Below are 20,275 nucleotides of genomic sequence, written 5' to 3' on the forward strand. Positions count from 1 at the left end.
CTCTCCCTCTAGGTTTGGACGGGCCGGGAGGTAAGATCAATTAACCGAAGACTCAAAACGTTTAAGGATCGTCCATGCCGCAGGCCGACGTGCTCAGTGAGCTGCTCAAGCCCTTAAGGCTGGCCGATACCTACTACAGCAAGTGGCTGGCGGGCGGGAGTTGGGGAATCGAGGGAGAGGAGGACAGCCACGCAATCCTCCATTACATGGTCCGCAACGGCTGCTACATATCCTTCGGCGACGAAGAAGCGATACGGCTGCACGAGGGTGACCTCGCGATGTTTCCGCACGGGGCGGCGCATTCCTTTGCATCGGCCCCCGGGTGTGCGGTGACTCCGCTGAATTCCGTCCTCTCGGACCTCCCACTCGGAAGCTCTGATTCCGTCACCATCGGAAGCGCGGCGCCGGACACCGAAATGCTCTGCGCCAGCTTGCATTACGACCCGGTGACGGAACCCGCGCTGTATCGTGCGCTTCCCCGCATCATCGTGCTGCGCAGCCACATGCTGCGCGACGAACCGCTCCTGCACTACACGCTGGAGTGCCTGACCAGGGAAGGCGCGCGGATGGCGCCGGGGGCACAGCTGGTTTCGCTGCGCGCATTCGAGATGGTGTTCGTCCTGGCGCTGCGCACGGCGATGGAACAACTGGCCGAAGCCTCTCCCGCGCTCAAAGCCCTGCGCCACGAGGGGGTGAGCCGGGCGCTGACGGCCATCTATGCCTCGTACGCAAGCCCTTGGACGGTCGAATCGCTCGCCCGTGAGGCGAGAATGTCGCGTGCCGTATTCTCGCGGGTCTTCCGTGAACTCGTCGGCGAGCCACCGGCCCGGCACCTGCTGTTCCGCAGGCTCCAGGAGGCGCGCAGAATACTGGCCGATCCGTCCGTCCCGCAGCGGGAAATCCACCGGATCATCGGGTACGGGAGCCATGTGGGGTTCCATCTGGCGTTCTGCAAGGAGTTCGGTATGACCCCCGGCGAGTACCGAGCGCAGCGGCTCGAACAAGCCGCGCCGAAGGACATTTCCGCAGACGGAACTTAACCAGAACCAGACAGTTCAGCATTGCAGCACTCTGCCGGGTCGGCCAAGAGTTGACGGACGACCCGAAGAGTGGAGATGTTCATCGTGCCCGCACAGCTTGACGGCTCACCCGAAATGTTCTCCGTGGAGGAGCGCCCCGGGGAAATACTACGGTCCGCGGAAAACCTGAACGGCGGGTTGGGGCACGAGAATTCCGGCCCGCTTTCCCTGGCTCACGGCTTCACGCCCGGACCGGACCCGCTGGCCTCCTTCCCCTCCTCCCATGCCGTCTGGGACGAGGTCGCCCGCGACCTGCCGGAGCTGTACGCGAGCCTCGAACTGCGCTGCCTTCTGGAGCGGATCGAGCCGTTCGACGCCTCCGAGGCGGCGCTCCCGGACCGCTGGCTCCAGCGTGCCGCCACCGTCCTGGGCATCCTCGTACACGCTTACCACCGGGTCTCTCCCCGGTACGACACCCCGACCCCGGACGCCATCCTTGCGCCGTGGCAAGCGGTGTGCGCCCGGCTGGGCAGGCAGAGCCCGTTCCTCTCCTACCTCGACCTCATCGTCTGCAACTGGCGGCCCCTGGGCCCCCGGGGCGAGCAGCCGCGCAGAGTGGAGAACCTGCGGCTCCTCGTACCCACCGTGGGCACCGACGAGGAGCAGTTCTTCTATCTGACCCAATTGGAGATGCTCTCCCGCGGCACCCCGCTGGTGGGCTCCTCGATACGGGCGTGCGAGGCCGTGGAGATTGACGATGCGGCCTCCCTGGCGGAGGAACTCGTCCGGATGGCGGACTGCATCGCGGACATTACGCGGCACGGTCTGCCAAAGATCGATCCGCGTGCGGGACGGAAATTCCACGTCGATCCCGTCATTTGGGCCAAGACCGTGGCACCCCTCGCCGTGCCGCTGGTCGAGCACGGACTCGGGCCGAGCGGAACGGCCTCGCCGATGTTCCATCTCATGGACACCGTGATCGGCCGGGCCAGCTACCGCTCCTTCATCGGAGCGGAGGCGAGACGCCTGCGCGAGAATTTTCCCCGCTCCTGGCGGAACTTCATCCACGCCGTGGATTTCCGCTCTCTTCCCGATTACGTCACGACCAGCGGCCATCCCGAACTGGGCGCCGCGTTCGCCGATCTAAAGAAGTCCTACTCCGGAGAAGGCGGTCTGCTCGCCCGCCACCGCCTCAAGGTGTCCGGCTACCTGAACACGTCCTACCGGGTGGGCCGCGACGTCACGATTTCCGGATTCCCCGCCGCCGTCCGCGTCGGAAACGAACTCGCCGCATCCCGCGCAGAACGCCTTTCCCCCGACGGTACGGAAGCCGAATCCACCCCTTCCTCTCCCGCGCCGCCCGAAACGAAAGAACAGGTCTTCTTCCCCTCGGAACTCCTGTGGCACGACCACTCGGCCTCCCGCCGGTGGATCTCCTTTCGCGACGAGGTGTTCGACGTCACCAATTTCCTGCGCCGCCATCCGGGCGGGGCAGGCCCTCTGGTGAATTACCTGGGCACGGACGTCACCGAGATATTCGAGCACATCGCCCACGACCGGGACGCCGGCGTGACGGCGCTCCTGGACAGAATGCGGATCGGGGAGGTCCGGCGCCCGGCGTTCCTCCTCACCGGCGGAGCGCACACCACGCCCCTGTCCACGACGTACGAAACCTGGCTGGGCTGGGCAACGGAATTGACCCAGCACGCGAACGCCCTGACCGCCGACCTTTCGATCCGGGACGCACGCACGAGTATGGCGACCTCGCCGGGTGAGTTGACGCGCTACACCCTGCAGTTCTCTGTGGAGGTACACGAACGGTTCGTAGCCCGCACCCGCCTCGACATCGCGACGACGCTCACACAAGAACTCGGCAGAGGAATCGACGACTCGCCGATTCCGCAGTACAGCGCGGAACACCTCTCCTCCGCCGTCACCCGTCTCTACGACGCGCTGGAATCCGCCGACGACCTGCAGCTGAAACTCCTGGAAGAGGAATGGCGCGACATGACGGAACGTGATCTCACGTATCTGCGCTCGGTGAGATCCATCCTCGTCCGGTGCCTCCAGGACATGGAGTCCCATGGCGCGACCTCACCGTCCGGCCTCCCGCACCTGCTCCGCCCCCGCATCGACGCGCTGCACGCCGCCACCGCTTCGTACCATCGAACGCACAGGGGCTCATGAGCAGGGCTACGCCTCCCCGGCCGGCATTTTTCCCGGTGGGAAGTGGTGTGGGTCAGAGGCGGGGGATTTCAATGGCCGGGCAGCGGTCCATCACCATCTCCAGGCCCGCCGCCCGCGTCCGCTCGAACGCCGCCTCGTCGATGACGCCCAGCTGGAACCAGACCGCCTGCGCGCCGATCGTGACGGCTTCGTCCGCTGCCTGGCCCGCGAGGCCGCTGTTGAGGAAGACATCGACGACGTCGATTTCGAAGGGCACGGCGGAGAGGGACGGATAGCCCTTCTCGCCGTGCACCGTCTCGGCCTTCGGGTGGATCGGGACGATGCGCTTTCCGTAGCGCTGCAGGACGTCCGCGACGCCGTACGCCGCTCGCTCCTCGTTCGTGGACAGACCCACGACCGCCCAGGTGTCCCCGAGCTCCGTGAGGATCTTGCGCACTGCTGCCGGATCGCCGTACACGTCCCGCTCCCTCTGCCGCCGATGTGTCAGGTGACCGCGTCAACGACCGTGTCGGTGATCGCGTCCATGACCGTGTCCATGACTGCGTCAGACATTTACGCCGAAGTCCGACGCGATGCCGCGCAGCCCACTGGCATAACCCTGGCCGACCGCGCGGAATTTCCACTCGGCGCCGTGCCGGTAGAGCTCGCCGAAGACCATGGCGGTCTCGGTCGACGCGTCCTCGGAGAGGTCGTAGCGGGCGATCTCCGCGTTGTCGGCCTGGTTGACCACGCGGATGAAGGCGTTGCGGACCTGGCCGAAGCTCTGGCCGCGGTTCTCGGCGTCGTGGATGGACACCGGGAAGACGATCTTCGTGATGGTGGCGGGCACCGCGGCGAGGTTCACCTTCACGGCCTCGTCGTCGCCCTCGCCCTCGCCGGTGAGGTTGTCGCCGGTGTGCTCGACGGAGCCGTCGGGGCTCTTGAGCTGGTTGTAGAAGATGAAGTGCTGGTCGTCGACGACCTTCCCCGAGTCGTCGCAGAGCAGGGCGCTTGCGTCCAGGTCGTAGTCCGTGCCGGTGGTCGTGCGGACGTCCCAGCCCAGGCCGACCAGGACGGCGGTGAGGCCGGGGGCCTCCTTGCTGAGCGAGACGTTGCCGCCCTTGGCCAGGGAAACTCCCACGATGTCCTCCTGAAGTCCTGAGGTGATGTGCGTACCGGCCGTGGTCAGGGCCGGAGTCTAAAATCTACAACACTGTAGAAGTTACCGGCGTGCCGCATCCCGCCACCGGTTCCTCCTGCTGCGTCCCGTTACGATGTGGCGCTCCTCGATGGGCCGTCAAGAGGGCGAGAGGGAGGGATGCGGGCATGGAACTGCATGAACACGAAGCGCGGCATCCCCGCCTCCGTCGGCGTGCGCGGGGCGAGTTGGAGGCGCAGGTGCTCGCGGCGCTGCACGGCGCGCCCGGACCGGTGAACGCGGCCTGGGTGCAGGAACGTGTCGGCGGGGGTCTCGCGTACACCACGGTGATGACGATCCTGACCCGGCTGCTCGCCAAGGACACCGTCACGCGCGAGCGGTCGGGCCGCTCGTTCCTGTGGAGTTCGGCGGCGGACGAGGCGGGGCTCGCCGCGCTGCGGATGCGCCGGGTGCTCGACGGCGAGCGCGACCGCGGGGCCGTGCTCGCCAGTTTCGTCACCGCGCTCTCGCCCGACGACGAGCGGATGCTGCGAGGGCTCCTCGGGTCGTCGGGCGAGAGTGCGGTGAGGCAAGGGGCTCGCGGCTGACTGCCACAAGCCCCTTACCGATGTGCCTCTTTACCGGTGCGGGTCTACCGGTGCGGGTCTACCGGCGCGGGCCGGTCAGAGGTCGAACTCGTGCGGCGGCAGGTCGAGCGCGAAGCACGCCTCCCGTACGACCGCACGCTCCGTCTGGTCGAAGTCGCCGTCGGCGCCGCCGATGACGATGCCGATCTGGATCACGGCACGCGCCTCGGCGGGCTTCTTCTTCGCCTTGGCGACCTCCTGCAACACGCTGACCTTGCCGAAGTCGAAGTCGGCGGTCAGCTTGTCGACGTACGTGTCGAAGCGGCGCCGCAACTCGTCGGCGGGGAAGTTCTGCAACACCTCGTTGCCGGCGATGAGCTGCGCCACGCGCTGTCGTTCGGACGCGTCGATGGTGCCGTCCGCCGCCGCCACGAGGGCGCACATCGCCATACTGGAGTCGCGGAAGGCGCCGCTCTTGAGGTCGTTCTTCTTCGCCACGAGCTGGGTCTGCATCGTCGATGCGGATTCCTTGACGCGGTCCCACAGGGCCATGAGAGCTCCGTATATCGGTGTGTCGGTAAGTCGAGGTTTCTTGTTTCTACAACAGTGTAGAAACTAGCAGGCGGGCCGGGAGGTTCGCCGGAGGCAGGGAGAACGGACGATGACTCGGACCGCACAGGAACTGCTCGACGCCGTGGTGGCGGAGCTCGCACCGGACCCGGCGGCCAACCCGCTCGTCCCGCGGGTCGCGGACGGCACCGCGAACCGCTCCGCGATCGCTGCTCTCGCCCTGGAGCAGCGCTCCGTGATCCCCGCCGACCGGCGCTCGTTCCTGCACCTGGCCGCACGCTCGGCCGATGCGGGCGAGGTCGAGTGCGAGGCCTTCTTCCGCACCCTCGCCGAAGGGGAATCGCTCGCCTTCGACCGGCTCGGCGCCCTGGTCGCGGCGTGCGGAGTGGACAAGACCGACGCCGACGCGTACGAGCCGCGCGCGGGCTGCCAGGCCTATCCCGCCTACGTGGCCTGGCTCGCCCTGAACGGCGCGCCCGCCGACGTGGTCCTCGCCCTGACCGCCAACTTCAGTGCCTGGGGCGCCTATTGCGCGACCCTCGCCCACGCGCTCCCCGTCCACTACGGCTTCAGTGAAGAGGCCTGCGGGTTCTTCGCCTTCTTCGCCGAGCCCGCGCCCGACCTGGAGCGACAGGCACTGGCCGCGGTGGACGCGGGTATGTGCCGGGGCCTCGACACGGCAGGCTCCGCTCTGCGCTACGGGAAGCTCCTGCAACGCTACGAGGCGATGTTCTGGGAGACGCTCGCCGACCCGGCGCGCGGCCTCTGACCTCCCGCGTCCCCGCCCCCGGAAGGGAAGCTACTCCCCGCGGAACGCCTCCAGTTGGGCCACGAGCCCGCGGATCAGCGCGTCGAGCCCCGCCGCGAATGCCTCCTCGGCCCGCGCCGCCTTGCTGCCGCCGGCGGCGCTCTCCAGCGCGGCCGTAAGGACGGGCACCCGTGGCGCGTGCCCGGCCGGGTCGATCATCAGCGGCGGCGCCACGAGATCGAGGGCCGAGCCGAGGAGGAAGGACTCGACGCTCGTCATCGCCCCGATCAGGCGTTCCTGCGGCCATCCGCCGCGGGCGAGCGCGGCCACGACCGCCTCGTACATGCTGAGCGTGGCCGGCGAGCTGATGGTGGTGGTGGCGAGCAGATCGATGGAGTGCGGGTGCCCGGCGAAGGCGTCGCGGTACGAACGGGCCCAGGCGGCGAGGGCGTCGGGCCACGGCTGCGTCTCGAACGCGGAGACGTCCATCTCCTCGACGATCAGGCGCCGTACGCCCTCGATGACCTCGGCGCGGCCGTCCAGATGGTTGTAGAGCGAGGCGGTCTTCACCCCGAGCCGCGCGGCCAGGCGGGGCAGGCTGAAGGCGTCGGCCCCCTCGGCGTCGATCAGCGCGAGCGCCTCCCGCGCTATCAGGTCCGCGCTGAGCACCGGTACGCGCGGTCTGCCTCTGCGCATGATCCCGCAACTCCCCTCTCCGAATGCGGTCTTCACAGCCGCCCGCGTGCAGAGTACGGTCCTGACCGGCCCGGACTAAAGCCTTTAGTTTTCGGGCCGCCCCGCCCGAGCCCCCGGAACAGCCGGAGTACGCGCGTGAGCGAACCCACCCCCCACCCCGCCAAAGGTCTGAGCGGCGGCGCCGTCGGCACCGGTGACCTCGTCTTCTTCGTCGTGGCCGCCGCCGCGCCGCTGACCGTGATGGCCGGCGTGGCCCCCCTGTCCATCGGCATGGCGGGCCGGGCGGCGCCGCTCGGCTACCTGATGGCGGGGCTGCTGCTCATCGTCTTCGCCGCCGGATTCACCGCCATGAGCCGCTTCGTCCGCAACGCGGGCGCCTTCTACGCCTACATCGGCCGCGGGCTCGGACGCCCGGCGGGAGCGGGCTCCGCGTACGTCGCGCTCTTCTCGTACAACGCCATCGAGGTCGGACTGCTCGTCGCCTTCGGATGGTTCACCGAATCCGGGTTCGAGGACCTGACCGGGGTGCGCGTTGCCTGGTGGCTCTGGGCGCTCGCCGGGCTCGTCGCCATCGGAGTGCTCGGCTATCTGAAGGTCACGTTCAGCGCCAAGGTCCTCGGTGTCGCGCTGGTCCTCGAAGTACTCGTCCTGCTGGTCTTCGAGGCCGGGCTCCTGGCGCACGGCGGCGGGCCGCGGGGCCTCGACCTCGGCACGCTCTCCCCGCAGCACCTGGGCGGCCCGGGGGTCGGCGGCATGTTCGTGCTCGCCGTCGGCGCCTTCGTCGGGTTCGAGGCGACGGCCATCTACGCGGAGGAGGCGCGCGAACCGCAGCGCACGGTGCCGCGCGCCACCTGCATCGCCGTGGCGTTCCTCGCGCTCTTCTACACCTTCACGGTATGGATGATCATCAACGCGTACGGGTCCGACCGCGCACAGGCCGTCGCCGAGGGCAAGGGCGGCGCCGACATGGTCTTCACGGCCACCGAACGGTTCGCCGGGGCCCGGGCCGCCGACTCCATGCACGTACTGATCATCACCAGCGCCTTCGCCGCGACCCTCGCCTTCCACAACGGCGCCGCCCGCTACTTCTACGCCCTGGGTCGCGAAGGACTCCTGCCGCGCCGCCTGGGCACCGTGTCCCCCAAGACACGGGCGCCCGCCACGGCGGTCGTGACACAGTCGGCGCTCGCCCTGGCCGTGATCGGCGTGACCGTCGTGAGCGGCGCCGATCCGTACACCGTCACCTTCCTGTGGAGCAACGGCTCCGGCATCCTCGGCGTGATGCTGATGCAGGCGCTCGCCGCACTCGCCGTGTACGGATTCTTCCGGCGCGACCGCAGGGGCATGCCCGCCTGGCGCGTGGCCCTGGCCCCGCTGACCGCCTGCGCGGGCCTCGCCGTGCTGATCGCCCTCGTATGCGCCAACTTCGACCTCCTGACGGGGGCTTCGGGCGGCGTCAACGCGGCGCTGATCGCCCCGCTGCCCGTGCTGTTCGTGGCGGGAGCGGCCCTCGCCCTGCGGATCAGGCGGCGCGAACCGGGGGCGTACGAACGGCTGACGACAGTGGACGCGGAAAGCGTGTGATGACGGAGGAGCGGAACAACATGGCGGACGAGACGGTGACGCGGGTCTTCCTGGGGCGGGTGCGTACGGGAAGCCCCGCCCACGGAGACACCACGGCACTGGCCGTACGAGGCGGACGTGTGGCCGCGCTCGGGGACGAGGCCCGCGCGCTCGCCGAAGTGGCGTACGAGGTGGTCGAGTTGGGGGAGGGGCTGCTCCTTCCCGCCTTCGGCGACGGCCACGCCCATCCCCTCTTCGGGGGTCTGGAGAGCTTCGGCCCGCAGATCAAGGACCTCACCTCCGTCGACGCGATCGCGGCGGAAGTCGGACGGTGGGCCGCCGCGCACCCGGACGCGGAGTGGATCGTCGGCGCGTCCTACGACCCCGCGCTCGCGCCCGACGGCGAGTTCGACGCCCGGTGGCTCGACGCCGCCGTGGCGGACCGGCCCGTCGTGCTGCGGGCCCACGACTACCACACGGTGTGGTGCAACACTCAGGCGCTGCGCCGGGCCGGAGTGCGCGACACGACGCCGGAGCCGCGCCTCGGCTGGATCGTGCGGCGCCCCGACGGCTCGCCGCTTGGCACCCTGCGCGAGTGGCACGCCTGCGACCTGGTGCTCGACCAGGTGCCGGCCCGCGAGGAGGCCGAACTCGTCGAAGCCGTGCGCCGCGCGACCCGGGCGTACGCGCGAGCGGGCATCACCTGGGTGCAGGACGCCTGGGTCGAGCCGGAGATGGCTCAGGCCTATCTCGCGGCGGCCCGGCACGACGCGCTGAGCGTCCGCGTCGACCTGGCCCAGCGTGCCGACCCCGACCGCTGGCGCGAACAGCGCAAGCAGTTCGACGCCACGCGTGAGCGGGTGAGGGCCGAGGGCGGCCCGATGCTGTCCGCGCGCACCGTGAAGTACTTCAGCGACGGCGTGATCGAGGGCGGCACGGCCGCCCTGCTCGCCCCCTATCTGGACGCGCCGCACAGCTGCGGCATGCCCGTGTGGGAGCCGCGCGCGCTCGCCGAAGCGGTGTGCGCGTTCGACGCCGACGGCTTCGAGACGCACATCCACGCCATCGGCGACGCGGGCGTGCGGGCGGCGCTCGACGCGGTGGAGGCCGCGGTCCGCGCCAACCCCGCCAGGGACCGGCGGCCAGTGATCACCCACGTCCAGCTCGTCGACCCGGCCGACCTGCCGCGCTTCGCCGCGCTCGGCGTCATCGCCAACTTCGAGCCCCTGTGGGCGCAGCCCGACCCGCTGCAGACCGATCTGTCGATGCCGCGGATCGGCGCCGAACGCTCCGACCGGCAGTACCCGATGGGAGAGCTGGCCCGCGACGGGGTGCGGCTCTCCTTCGGCAGCGACTGGCCCGTCAGCTCGTACGAACCGCTTGAGGGCATCCAGGTCGCGGTCACCCGGCGCACGTTCGACGGGGCACCGGAGGGCGGCTGGATCCCGCATCAGCGGCTCACCGTGGAGCAGGCCCTTGCCGCCGCCACCAGCGGCGTCGCCCACCAGGCGGGCGCCGACGACCGCCTCGCCCTGGTGCCCGGCGCGCCCGCGGACCTGGTGCGGCTCTCCGCCGACCCGCGCACCGTGGACCCGATGGCCATCCGGCACGTGCGGGTGCTCGGCACGTGGCTCGGCGGAGTCCCTACGTACCGGGCAGGGGAGGAGCAGGAGTGAGCGGCAGGACGATGGCGGTGACGGCGATACCGTCACGTATCAGCCAGGAACCCCTGAAACCCGTCAGTTCGCGCCCCCGGACCGTCGGACCGGGGACGAGGAGGGCCGCGGTGAACGTGCCGTCCGGGGCCAGGTCCACCCGCGCCTCCTCGAAGCCGAGCCAGCGCCCGGTGAGCGGGAACCACGTCTTGTAGACGGACTCCTTGGCGCTGAAGACGAGCCGGTCCCAGGGGACGTCCGGATGCCGGGTGCCGAGCTCGGCCAGGGCCGCGCGCTCCGTCTCGTCCGTGATCAGCTTCAGGACGTCGGCGTCGGCGAGCGGAGCGGCCGGTTCCGCGTCGATGCCGATCGACGAGACCGCCGAGTCGCGGGCCACGACGGCGGCGCGGTAGCCCGTGCAGTGCGTCATGCTGCCCACGATGCCCTCGGGCCAGAGCGGCGCGCCCTTGGGTCCCGGCAGGATCGGCACGGGCGGCACGCCGAGCCCGGCCAGGGCGGTACGGGCGCACTGGCGGACCGTGGCGAACTCGCGGCGCCGCTTGTCCACGGCCCGCGCGACGGCGTCCGACTCCTCGGGAAACAGGAAGGGATCGACCGGGTCCTCGCGGGTCTCCACGACGGTGACCGGGTCGGCGGCGAGCAGCGTCCCCAACACGTCGGTGCTCTCGGGGACTTGGCGTACGCGATTCGAGGGTGACGTCACAACGGATCACCGTACCGGGGCCGTGGTCTGCGCGGGGGCCTACTCTGGCGGGATGCACGACGAGTACCGCACAGTGGCCCGTGAGGCCGTGCACGAGACCGAGATCAACCGCTCGCGCTTCCTGTGCGCCCTGGCACCCGCGGCCACCGAAGGGGAGGCCCGGGACTTCGTCGCCCGCATCCGCAAGGAGCACCCCTCCGCCTCGCACAACTGCTTCGCGTACGTCATCGGGGCCGACGCCGGGGTACAGAAGGCGAGCGACGACGGGGAGCCCGGCGGCACCGCGGGGGTGCCGATGCTCCAGATGCTCCTGCGCCGCGACATGCGCTACGTCGTCGCCGTCGTGACCCGCTATTACGGAGGGGTCAAGCTCGGCGCCGGAGGCCTGATCAGGGCCTATGGCGGCGCCGTCGGCGAGGCGCTCGACGCGGTCGGCACGCTGACCCGCAGGCGCTTCAGGCTCGCCACCGTCACGGTCGACCACCAGCGCGCGGGCAAGATCCAGAACGATCTGCGGTCGGCGGGGCGCGAGGTGCGCGACGTGCGGTACGGCGACGCGGTGACCATCGAGATCGGCCTGCCCGACGCCGACGTCGAGGCCTTCACGGCCTGGCTGGCGGACGCGACCGCGGGCAGCGCGGTGTTCGAACTCGGGGGAGAGGCGTACGGGGACGCCTGATGCCGGGCGGGATGTTCGCCCGTGGCGGATCGGGGTTCGTGATCGGGCAGGTGCCGGCAGGCGCTAGCGTGGTGGGTGCTGTCGGAGAGGCCGTGCTGGGGCGGTCCTCGTTCCGGGGCACAGGAGGGGTTGAGTGAGTATGCGGGCCGGAGCGGCGTCTTGAGAATTCTGCACACGTCCGACTGGCATCTCGGCCGGTCGTTCCACCGCGTGAACATGCTCGGTGCCCAGGCCGGGTTCATCGGTCACCTCGTCGCCACGGCGCGTGAGCGCGAGGTCGACGTCGTGGTCGTGTCCGGTGACGTGTACGACAGGGCGGTGCCGCCGCTCGCCGCCGTCGAGCTGTTCGACGACGCGTTGCACCGGCTCGCGGATCTCGGCATCCCGACGGTGATGATCTCCGGCAACCACGACTCGGCGCGCCGCCTCGGTGTCGGCGCCGGGCTCATCGGCCGCGCGGGCATCCACCTGCGCACCGCGCCCGCCGCCTGCGGGGAGCCGGTCGTCCTCGCCGACGACCAGGGGGACGTGGCCTTCTACGGCCTGCCCTATCTCGAACCGGCGCTGGTCAAGGACGAGCTCGGCGTCAAGCGCGCCGGTCACGAGGCGGTGCTCGGGGCCGCCATGGAGCGCGTGCGCGCCGACCTCGCCGCCCGGCCGCCGGGCACCCGGTCCGTCGTCCTCTCCCACGCCTTCGTCACCGGCGGCGAGGCCAGCGACAGCGAGCGGGACATCACGGTCGGCGGAGTGGCCGCCGTGCCCTCCGGGGTCTTCGACGGCGTCGACTACGTGGCGCTCGGCCACCTGCACGGCAGCCAGGCCATCAGCGAACGCGTGCGTTATTCGGGCTCCCCGCTGCCGTACTCGTTCTCGGAGTCCGCGCACCGCAAGAGCATGTGGCTCGTCGACCTCGGCCCGGCCGGTGAGATCGCCGCCGAGCGCATCGACTGCCCGGTGCCGCGTCCCCTCGCCCGCATCAGGGGAGACATCGAGACGCTGCTCGCCGACCCGGAGCTCGCCGTACACGAGGACTCCTGGATCGAGGCGACCCTCACCGACCCGGTGCGCCCCGACGACCCCATGGCCCGCCTCTGCGAGCGCTTCCCGCACACCCTCAGCCTCGTCTTCGACCCGGAACGCACCCCCGAGGACCCGGACGTCTCGTACGCCCAGCGCCTGGAGGGCCGCACCGACCAGCAGATCGCGGAGGACTTCGTGACGCATGTGCGAGGCGCGGGGCCCGACGAGCGGGAGCAGGCGGTGCTGCGGGCCGCGTTCGACACGGTCCGCACCGACGAGACGCTGCGCGAGGTCGCCCGATGAGGCTGCACCGGCTCCGGATCACCGCGTTCGGTCCCTTCGGCACCACCCAGGACATCGACTTCGACGACCTCTCCGCCGCCGGGCTCTTCCTGCTGCACGGCCCGACGGGCGCCGGAAAGACCTCCGTCCTGGACGCCGTCTGCTACGGCCTGTACGGCTCGGTGCCCGGACCCCGCCAGGGCAGCGGCCAGGGTGTGACGCTGCGCAGTGACCACGCGGAGGCCGGCACCCGCACCGAGGTGTGCCTCGAACTCACCGTCGCGGGAAGGCGGTTGGAGGTCACCCGGCAGCCGCCGTGGGAACGCCCCAAGAAGCGCGGCACCGGCACGACCACGGAGAAGGCGCAGAGCTGGCTGCGCGAGTACGAGGCCGGGGAAGCCGGGCAGCCCGGCACCTGGAAGGACCTCAGCCGCTCCCACCAGGAGGTCGGCGAGGAGATCACGCAGCTGCTCGGCATGAGCAAGGAACAGTTCTGCCAGGTGGTGCTCCTGCCGCAGGGCGACTTCGCGCGCTTCCTGCGGGCCGACGCCGAGGCCCGCGGCAAGCTGCTCGGGCGGCTCTTCGACACGCGCAGGTTCGCCGCGGTCGAGCAGCGGCTCGCCGAGCAGCGGCGCGAGGCCGAGGGCGCGGTGCGCGAGGGCGACCGGGAGCTCCTCGCCGACGCGCACCGGATGCAGCAGGCCGCCGGGGAGGCGCTGGTCGGCGCCTCGTCGCCGCTGCCCGATCTGTCGCCCGGCGATCCGGGGCTCGCCGACGCCGTCCTGGCCTGGGCCGCCGTCGCCCGCAGCAGCGCCCGCGAACGGCACACGATCGCCGGGTGCGCGCTCACGGCCGCCGAGTCCTTGCAGGCCGCGGCGGGGCGCCGGCTCGACGGCGTACGCGAACTCGACGGGCTGCAGAGGCGGTTCGCCCTTGCCCGGGAGCGCGCCGGGCGCCTCCAGGAGCGGGCGGACGAGCACCGGCAGCGGCAGACCCTGATGGAGCGGGCCCGCAAGGCCGAGACGGTCGCCCCCGCGCTCGGGCTGCGCCGGGCCACCGAGGACGAGCACCGGCGCGCGACCGACGAAGAGGCACGCGCGCGTGGACACCTGCCCGCCACGTTCGCGGACTCCGGCTCCGCGGGCCTCGCCGCCGCCGCGCGCAAGGCCGCCGAAGAACTCGGCGGCCTCGAATCCGCCCGGCGCGCCGAGCAGCGCCTCGCCGAACTCCGCACGGAGCGCGCGTCGTCGGAGCGCGAGGAGCGGGCCGACGACGAGTTGCTGCGCGAGGCCGCGGGCTGGCTCGACGGCTGGGCGGCGGGCAAGGCCGCGCTCCAGGAGCGCATCGACTCCGCCCAGGAGGCGGCCACGCGCGCGGAGCAGCTCGCGGGCCGACTGGAGCCCGCGCAGGGCAGGCTGGATGCGGCGCGCCGCCGCGATGGCCTCGCCCGGGAGGCGGCGACCGCGTACGAGCGCACCCTCGCGGCCCGGGAGAGCACCACCGCGGCCCACGAGCACTGGCTGGCCCTGAAGGAACAGCGCCTCACCGGCATCGCGGCGGAACTGGCCGCGGGCCTGGCCGACGGTGACCCGTGCGCGGTCTGCGGCGCCACCGAACACCCCGCCCCCGCCCCGAAGGACGCCGGTCACGTCGATCGCGCCACGGAGGAGTCGGCGCTCGCCGCGTACCGGCAGGCGGAGGAGCGGCGTGCGCGGGACGAGCGGCATCTCGGCGAGGTGCGTGAGTCGCTGGCGGCTGCCCGTGCCGCCGCGCTGGGGTCGTCCGGCGGGGACTGCGGCAAGGACGTTGGCGACGAGGAACCGGCAGACTCCCCGGAAGGGCCGTCCGTCGAGCGACTCGCCGGACTCGTCGAGCAGCTGAGGGCCGAACACGCCGAGGCGCGCAGCAGCGCATCGGGACTGCACGCCGCCCGCGAAGCCCTCGCGCAGGCCGAGCGCGAGCACGACCGCAGGGTCGCCGTGCGGCAGGAAGCCGCCGTGCGGGCCGCGTCGCGTACCACCCTGCGCGACTCCCTGGACCGCGAACAGGCAGGTCTGGAAGCCGAGTTGACCCGTGCGCGGGGAGCCAGCGGCAGTGTCGCGGCCCGCGCGTCCCAGCTGGAGCGCCAGGCCGCGCTCCTGACCGACGCGGCGGAGGCCGCGCGCGTCGCCGACGACACCGCCCAGCGGCTCAAGGACGCCGACGCGCGACTCGCCGACGCGGCGTTCCGCGCCGGGTTCGACACGCCGCGGGACGCGGCCGAAGCCCTGCTCGACGATGCCCGCCACCGCGAGCTCCAGCACCGTATCGACGAGTGGCGGAACGAAGAGGCCGCGGTGCGCTCCCTGCTCGCCGAGCCGGACACGGCCGCTGCCGCCGAGCAGCCCCCGGCCGACGTCCGGGCCGCGCAGGAAGCCGCCGAGCACGCCGCCAGGCGGACCCGCGAGGCCGCCTCCGCGCTCGACGCGGCCTCCCGGTGCTGCGCCGAACTGGACCGGCTCTCCGGACGGTCGGCCGCCGGAGCCCGGCGGCTCGCGCCGCTGCGCGCCGAGTACGACCGCGTGGCGCGCCTCGCGGGCCTGGCGGCGGGCACATCGGCGGACAACGAACGCAAGATGCGTCTGGAGTCCTACGTACTGGCCGCCCGGCTCGAACAGGTCGCGGCGGCGGCGACCGCGCGGCTGCGGCGCATGTCGTCGGGCCGCTACACCCTCGTCCACTCCGACGACCGCACCGGGCGCGGCCGTTCCGGCCTTGGCCTGCACGTGGTCGACGCGTGGACGGGCCGCGAGCGCGACACGGCCACGCTCTCGGGCGGCGAGACGTTCTTCGCCTCGCTCGCCCTCGCGCTCGGCCTCGCGGACGTCGTCACGGACGAGGCGGGCGGCGTACGGCTCGACACGCTCTTCATCGACGAGGGCTTCGGCAGCCTCGACGACCAGACCCTGGACGAGGTCCTGGACGTCCTGGACTCGCTGCGCGAGCGGGACCGCAGCGTCGGCATCGTCAGCCACGTCGCCGACCTGCGGCGCCGCGTCCACGCACAGCTGTGGGTGGAGAAGGGGCGTGCGGGGTCGGTCGTACGGCGGCGCGGCGGGGTGTGAGGACCGGGGGCGTGCAGGGCGGCCGGGGTCAGTTGCCCAGCGGGCGCCTCGGCAGGGGAGAGGAGTAGACGATGCTCGTGGTCACGGACCCCAGAGCGCCGATCTTCCCCGCGACCTCCTCCAGGTGACTCATCGAGCGTGCCGCGACCTTGATCACGAAGCAGTCGTCGCCGGTGACGTGATGCGCCTCGAGTATCTCGGGCGTCGCCTCCACCAGGTCATGAAACGGCTTGTAATTGCCGTTCGGGTAGCGAAGCCGCACGAACGCCAGGATGGGCAGGCCCAGTCGCTCCGGGTCGACCACGGCCGCGTACCCCTGGATCACGCCCGCCTCCTCGAGCCTGCGGACCCGTTCGGTCACGGCGCTCGGGGACATGGAGACGGCGCGCGCCAGTTCGGCGTAGCTGGCGCGGCCCTCGCGCTGGAGGACGTCGAGGATGCGCCAGTCGGTGGCGTCCGTGGAATAGCCGGTCATGCCTGAGAGATAACAGGGGAATCCCCGGCCGATCAAGAGGTAGGCCGGGGATCGGCTCTTCTGGGGCGGTGGCTTCGCCCGTAGATTTTTTGCCATGAGCACAGCGACGAACACAGAACCGACGACCGCCCCGAATTCCGTCCTGCGGGTCGCCCCCGCCTCCCCGGCTGCCGCCGCCGCGTATTTCGGCGCGAGCCTCGCCTTCCACGCCGACGTGTCCGACGTGGCGTCGGCGCTCGCCGCCGACGGTGACCCCGGCTTCGTCGTGGTCGACTCCCGCTCGACCGGGAGCTGGGACCAGGGACACATCCCCGGTGCGATCCACCTCCCCACCGCGCTCATCCCCGAGCAGGCCGAGCGGCTCCTCGACAAGTCCGTCCCCGTCGTCACCTACTGCTGGGGCCCCGGCTGCAACGGCGCGACCCGCGCCGCCCTCGCCCTCGCCCGACTGGGCTTCCAGGTAAAGGAGATGCTGGGCGGCTTCGAGTACTGGGCCCGCGAGGGCTTCGCGTTCGAAACCTGGGAGGGCGGCGAGCGGCGTACCCCCGACCCGCTGACGGCGCCGCTGGACGCGGAGGACTGCGGCTGCTGAGACGGAACGGAGCGCGCCGCAAATGGGATGCGCCCCGGCCCCGCGCCCCTCATCATGATCTGCCATGCCCCAACTTCCGCACCCCGCCCCCGAAGCGCTGCGGCGTGATCCTCTGCCGCTGCGCGGTCGCACCGCTCTCGTCACCGGAGCCAGTCGGCGCGGCGGCATCGGATATGCCGTGGCCAGACGCCTCGCCGCGTACGGAGCCGGCGTCTATCTGCATCACCACGTGCCGCACGACGCCGCGATGCCCTGGGGTGCCGACCGCCCCGCCGACGTCGTTGCCGGAGTGCGCGAGGCGCTCGGAGATCCGGCGGCAGCCGTCCACGAGGGGCCCGCCGACCTCGCGGACCCCGCCGCCCCGGGTGAACTGATCGCCACGGCCGCCGAAGCGCTCGGCGGGCGCATCGACATCCTCGTCGCCAACCACGCGGTCAGCGGCGCCGACGGCACCCTCGACACCATCGACGCCGCCATGCTGGACACCCACTGGGCGGTGGACACCAGGTCGGTGATCCTCCTCGTGCAGGCGTACGCGCGGCTGCGGGCGGGGCTGCCCCCTCGTACGCCCGGCGGACGCGTGGTGATGATGACGTCCGGGCAGGACATCGCGGGCGGCATGCCCGACGAGATCGCCTACAGCCTGCAGAAGGGAGCCCTGGCCTCCGCCACCCGCTCCCTGGCCACGACGCTCGCCGAGCACGCCGTGACCGTGAACGCCGTCAACCCCGGCCCGGTGGACACGGATTACCTCACCGGTGACGTCTACGGGGCGATCGCGGCCAGGTTTCCGGCCGGGCGGTGGGGCATGCCCGATGATCCGGCCCGGCTCATCGCGTGGCTCGCCACGGACGAGGCCGAGTGGATCACCGGGCAGGTGATCGATTCGGAGGGCGGCTTCCGCCGTTGAAAGCCACCTCCGAAGGGCCTCAGAGCGCCGACAACTCGTCCACCAGATCGTCGAGACCCAGCGACCCCTGCGACAACGCGGCCATGTGCCACTTCTTCGCGTCGAACGCCTCACCCAGGCGGCGCCGCGCGTTCTCGCGGCCGAGCAGCCACGCCCGCTCGCCCAGCTTGTAGCCGATGGCCTGGCCGGGGATGGAGAGGTAGCGGGTCATCTCGCTCGCGACGTACTCCGTGGGACGGCTGCAGTGCGCGTCGTAGAACTCCTGCGCCAGGTCAGGGGTCCAGCGCTCGCCGGGCCTGAAGGGCGAGTCCGCCGGGATCTCCAGCTCCAGGTGCATGCCGATGTCGACGATGACGCGCAGCGCCCGCATCATCTGCGCGTCCAGATAACCGAGCCTGCGCTCGGCGTCCGTGAGGTAACCGAGCTCGTCCATCAGCCGCTCCGCGTACAGCGCCCAGCCCTCCGCGTTGGCGCTGACGATGCCGATGGTCGCCTGGTAGCGGGAGAGGTTCTCCGCGACGTGCGCCCACTGCGCCAGTTGGAGGTGATGGCCGGGCACGCCCTCGTGGTACCAGGTGGAGACCAGGTCGTACACGGGGAAGCGGGTGTCGCCCATGGTGGGCAGCCATGTCCGCCCCGGACGCGAGAAGTCCTCCGACGGGGGCGTGTAGTACGGGGCCGCGGCGCCGCCCGGCGGGGCGATGCGGGACTCCACCTTGCGTACCCGCTCGGCGAGTTCGAAGTGGGTGCCGTCAAGCGCCTCGATCGCCTCGTCCATCAGCTCCTGCAGCCAGACCCGCACCTCGTCCACGCCCTCGATGTGCGTGCCGTGCTCGTCGAGGTGGGCGAGCGCCACCCACGGCGTGGCGGCGCCGGGCAGGATCTTCTCGGCCTCGGTGCGCATCTCGCCGAGCAGCCGGTGGAACTCGGACCAGCCGTACGCGTACGCCTCGTCGAGGTCCAGGTCGGCGCCGTTGAAGTAGCGCGACCAGCGGGCGTAGCGCTCGCGGCCCACCGTGTCGGGGGCGCCCTCGATCGCGGGCGCGTACACGTCCCGCATCCAGTCGCGCAGCTCCACGACCGACGCGGTGGCGGCGCGCGCGGCGGCGTCCAGTTCGGCGCGAAGGGAGTCGGGGCCCTCCGAGGCGAACTCCTCGAACCAGCCGCGGCCCTCGCTGCCGCCGGGCCCCGCCCACTCGCCGAGCTGCTCGATGAAGGTGGCCGTCGGGCGGGGAGGCGCGAACAGCTTGCGTTCAAGACCGAGTTCGAGCGAGGCACGATATCCCTCGTACGCGGCCGGCACGGCCCGCAGCCGTTCGGCGATCGCCGCCCAGTCCTCGTCCGTCTCCATGGGCGTCACGGTGAAGATCTCGCGCACCGCGTGCGGAATCGTGTGCAGGTTGCCGACCGCGCGCAGCCCCTCGTCGGCCTCGTGCACGGCGAGTTCGGCGGTGAGCCGCTCTCGCAGGAGCCGTGCGCACCGGCGCTCGGCGTCACTGTCGGCGCCGGGCAGACGCTCCGCGTCGTCGAGCCGGGCGAGCGTCGTGCGGGCGAGCTCCGCGATGGCGTCCTGGCCCGCCGGAGAAGTGTCGGGGAGCTTGCTGTGGCTCGCCCTGACGCCGAGATAGGTGCCGTTGATGGGGTCGAGGGCAATGAGCTCGTCGACATAGGTGTCGGCGACCTGGCGAGGCAGCGGATCGGCGCTCTCGCTCGCGTTGGGGCTCGGGATCTTCGTGTCTGACATGCGGACATACTCGTATGCGGGACAACCCCGCGTCAGCAGGATTGGCCGGAGGTTGCCCCTTGGTCATCGGCCCCGGGACGGTCGTCGGCACCGGGCCCCGGCGGCAGGAGCGGCCCGCACTCCCACTGCTGGAAGATCAACCGGGTCTCCACGCGCGCCACTTCGCGCCGCGCCGTGAACTCGTCGAGGACGAGCCGCTGGAGGTCCGCCGTGTCGGCCACCGCCACATGCACCAGATAGTCGTCGGGCCCGGCGAGATGGAACACCGACCGGGACTCCGGCAGCGCCCTGATCCGCTCCACGAACGGCCCGACGAGCTCCCGCCGGTGCGGCCGCACCTGCACGGAGAGCAGCGCCTCCAGGCCGCGCCCGAGCTTCGCCGGATCGAGCCGCAGCTGATGACCGAGGATCACACCGGAACGGCGCAGCCGGGAGATACGGTCCAGACAGGTCGACGGCGCGACGCCCACCTGGGCCGCGAGATCGCGGTAGGTGATCCGGGCATCGTTCTGCAGCAGCCGCAGTATTCGGAGATCCACCGGGTCGAGTACGACAGATTCAGCCACTCGCCGAACGTAGCACGGGGTTCAACCATCAGGCACC

General features: G+C 71.4%; 19 protein-coding genes. 11 read left to right on the forward strand and 8 right to left on the reverse strand.

What is annotated here, in order from left to right:
- The first annotated feature begins 74 nt into the window (after nucleotides 1-74).
- The gene (locus ACWFR3_RS11025; RefSeq protein WP_453734264.1) at nucleotides 75-1,040 is read left to right on the forward strand and encodes an AraC family transcriptional regulator; all 966 of its coding nucleotides are present in this window, start codon (nucleotides 75-77) and stop codon (nucleotides 1,038-1,040) included.
- 84 nt (nucleotides 1,041-1,124) lie between these two features.
- Nucleotides 1,125-3,206 (forward strand): cytochrome b5 domain-containing protein, encoded by a 2,082-nt coding sequence (locus ACWFR3_RS11030; protein WP_453734265.1) that lies wholly within the window; start codon nucleotides 1,125-1,127, stop codon nucleotides 3,204-3,206.
- Between the two features lie 52 nt (nucleotides 3,207-3,258).
- Here the strand turns inward: ACWFR3_RS11030 and ACWFR3_RS11035 are convergent, their stop codons facing one another.
- Together ACWFR3_RS11035 and ACWFR3_RS11040 are read right to left on the reverse strand one after the other, a co-directional pair.
- Nucleotides 3,259-3,663, reverse strand: coding sequence for a CoA-binding protein (locus tag ACWFR3_RS11035; RefSeq protein WP_453734266.1), 405 nt, complete (start codon nucleotides 3,661-3,663; stop codon nucleotides 3,259-3,261).
- An 87-nt stretch (nucleotides 3,664-3,750) separates the two neighbouring features.
- Nucleotides 3,751-4,326: a TerD family protein gene (locus tag ACWFR3_RS11040; RefSeq protein ID WP_397711638.1), complete on the reverse strand. Its 576-nt coding sequence runs from the start codon at nucleotides 4,324-4,326 to the stop codon at nucleotides 3,751-3,753.
- 185 nt (nucleotides 4,327-4,511) lie between these two features.
- Here ACWFR3_RS11040 and ACWFR3_RS11045 point away from each other — a divergent pair, with 185 nt between their 5' ends.
- On the forward strand, nucleotides 4,512-4,931 hold the full coding sequence (locus ACWFR3_RS11045) for a BlaI/MecI/CopY family transcriptional regulator (RefSeq protein ID WP_453734267.1): 420 nt from the start codon (nucleotides 4,512-4,514) through the stop codon (nucleotides 4,929-4,931).
- A gap of 75 nt (nucleotides 4,932-5,006) precedes the next feature.
- Here ACWFR3_RS11045 and ACWFR3_RS11050 read toward each other — a convergent pair whose 3' ends face one another.
- Complete coding sequence (locus ACWFR3_RS11050) at nucleotides 5,007-5,462, reverse strand: tellurite resistance TerB family protein (protein ID WP_453734268.1); 456 nt, start codon at nucleotides 5,460-5,462, stop codon at nucleotides 5,007-5,009.
- Nucleotides 5,463-5,571: 109 nt separating this feature from the next.
- On the opposite strand from ACWFR3_RS11050, the gene ACWFR3_RS11055 reads away from it, so the two are divergent.
- Nucleotides 5,572-6,249, forward strand: a complete 678-nt coding sequence (locus ACWFR3_RS11055) for a transcriptional regulator (RefSeq protein WP_453734269.1) — start codon at nucleotides 5,572-5,574, stop codon at nucleotides 6,247-6,249.
- Nucleotides 6,250-6,279: 30 nt separating this feature from the next.
- Here the strand turns inward: ACWFR3_RS11055 and ACWFR3_RS11060 are convergent, their stop codons facing one another.
- Nucleotides 6,280-6,924, reverse strand: coding sequence for a TetR/AcrR family transcriptional regulator (locus tag ACWFR3_RS11060; RefSeq protein WP_453734270.1), 645 nt, complete (start codon nucleotides 6,922-6,924; stop codon nucleotides 6,280-6,282).
- Between the two features lie 135 nt (nucleotides 6,925-7,059).
- On the opposite strand from ACWFR3_RS11060, the gene ACWFR3_RS11065 reads away from it, so the two are divergent.
- Nucleotides 7,060-8,508 (forward strand): APC family permease, encoded by a 1,449-nt coding sequence (locus ACWFR3_RS11065; protein WP_453734271.1) that lies wholly within the window; start codon nucleotides 7,060-7,062, stop codon nucleotides 8,506-8,508.
- Between the two features lie 20 nt (nucleotides 8,509-8,528).
- On the forward strand, nucleotides 8,529-10,163 hold the full coding sequence (locus ACWFR3_RS11070; protein WP_453734272.1) for an amidohydrolase: 1,635 nt from the start codon (nucleotides 8,529-8,531) through the stop codon (nucleotides 10,161-10,163).
- On the opposite strand, the gene ACWFR3_RS11075 is transcribed toward ACWFR3_RS11070, so the two are convergent.
- Nucleotides 10,132-10,818 (reverse strand): 4'-phosphopantetheinyl transferase family protein, encoded by a 687-nt coding sequence (locus ACWFR3_RS11075; protein WP_453734356.1) that lies wholly within the window; start codon nucleotides 10,816-10,818, stop codon nucleotides 10,132-10,134. The genes ACWFR3_RS11070 and ACWFR3_RS11075 overlap by 32 nt on opposite strands.
- Before the next feature lie 100 nt (nucleotides 10,819-10,918).
- Between ACWFR3_RS11075 and ACWFR3_RS11080 the strand changes: the two genes are divergently transcribed.
- The 3 genes from ACWFR3_RS11080 to ACWFR3_RS11090 all read left to right on the forward strand — a co-directional run bounded on the left by ACWFR3_RS11080 (nucleotide 10,919) and on the right by ACWFR3_RS11090 (nucleotide 15,951).
- Nucleotides 10,919-11,545 carry a YigZ family protein gene (locus ACWFR3_RS11080; protein WP_453734273.1) on the forward strand — a complete coding sequence of 209 codons (627 nt, stop codon included), beginning with the start codon at nucleotides 10,919-10,921 and terminating at the stop codon, nucleotides 11,543-11,545.
- A gap of 159 nt (nucleotides 11,546-11,704) precedes the next feature.
- Nucleotides 11,705-12,868 carry an exonuclease SbcCD subunit D gene (locus tag ACWFR3_RS11085; RefSeq protein ID WP_453734274.1) on the forward strand — a complete coding sequence of 388 codons (1,164 nt, stop codon included), beginning with the start codon at nucleotides 11,705-11,707 and terminating at the stop codon, nucleotides 12,866-12,868.
- Nucleotides 12,865-15,951, forward strand: coding sequence for an AAA family ATPase (locus ACWFR3_RS11090; protein ID WP_453734275.1), 3,087 nt, complete (start codon nucleotides 12,865-12,867; stop codon nucleotides 15,949-15,951). Before ACWFR3_RS11085 ends, ACWFR3_RS11090 begins: the two co-directional genes overlap by 4 nt.
- A 28-nt stretch (nucleotides 15,952-15,979) precedes the next feature.
- Here the strand turns inward: ACWFR3_RS11090 and ACWFR3_RS11095 are convergent, their stop codons facing one another.
- Nucleotides 15,980-16,426, reverse strand: coding sequence for an Lrp/AsnC family transcriptional regulator (locus tag ACWFR3_RS11095; protein WP_190084232.1), 447 nt, complete (start codon nucleotides 16,424-16,426; stop codon nucleotides 15,980-15,982).
- 94 nt (nucleotides 16,427-16,520) lie between these two features.
- Between ACWFR3_RS11095 and ACWFR3_RS11100 the strand changes: the two genes are divergently transcribed.
- A complete protein-coding gene (locus ACWFR3_RS11100) occupies nucleotides 16,521-17,018 on the forward strand; it encodes a rhodanese-like domain-containing protein (RefSeq protein WP_453734276.1) in 498 nt (165 codons plus the stop codon).
- A 64-nt stretch (nucleotides 17,019-17,082) separates the two neighbouring features.
- Complete coding sequence (locus tag ACWFR3_RS11105) at nucleotides 17,083-17,928, forward strand: SDR family oxidoreductase (protein ID WP_453734277.1); 846 nt, start codon at nucleotides 17,083-17,085, stop codon at nucleotides 17,926-17,928.
- A 19-nt stretch (nucleotides 17,929-17,947) separates the two neighbouring features.
- On the opposite strand, the gene ACWFR3_RS11110 is transcribed toward ACWFR3_RS11105, so the two are convergent.
- Together ACWFR3_RS11110 and ACWFR3_RS11115 are read right to left on the reverse strand one after the other, a co-directional pair.
- A complete protein-coding gene (locus ACWFR3_RS11110) occupies nucleotides 17,948-19,672 on the reverse strand; it encodes a DUF885 domain-containing protein (protein ID WP_453734278.1) in 1,725 nt (574 codons plus the stop codon).
- A gap of 32 nt (nucleotides 19,673-19,704) precedes the next feature.
- On the reverse strand, nucleotides 19,705-20,238 hold the full coding sequence (locus tag ACWFR3_RS11115) for an Lrp/AsnC family transcriptional regulator (RefSeq protein WP_453734279.1): 534 nt from the start codon (nucleotides 20,236-20,238) through the stop codon (nucleotides 19,705-19,707).
- Nucleotides 20,239-20,275 lie beyond the last annotated feature (37 nt).

The sequence above is a fragment of the Streptomyces sp. NPDC055189 genome (assembly GCF_053606765.1).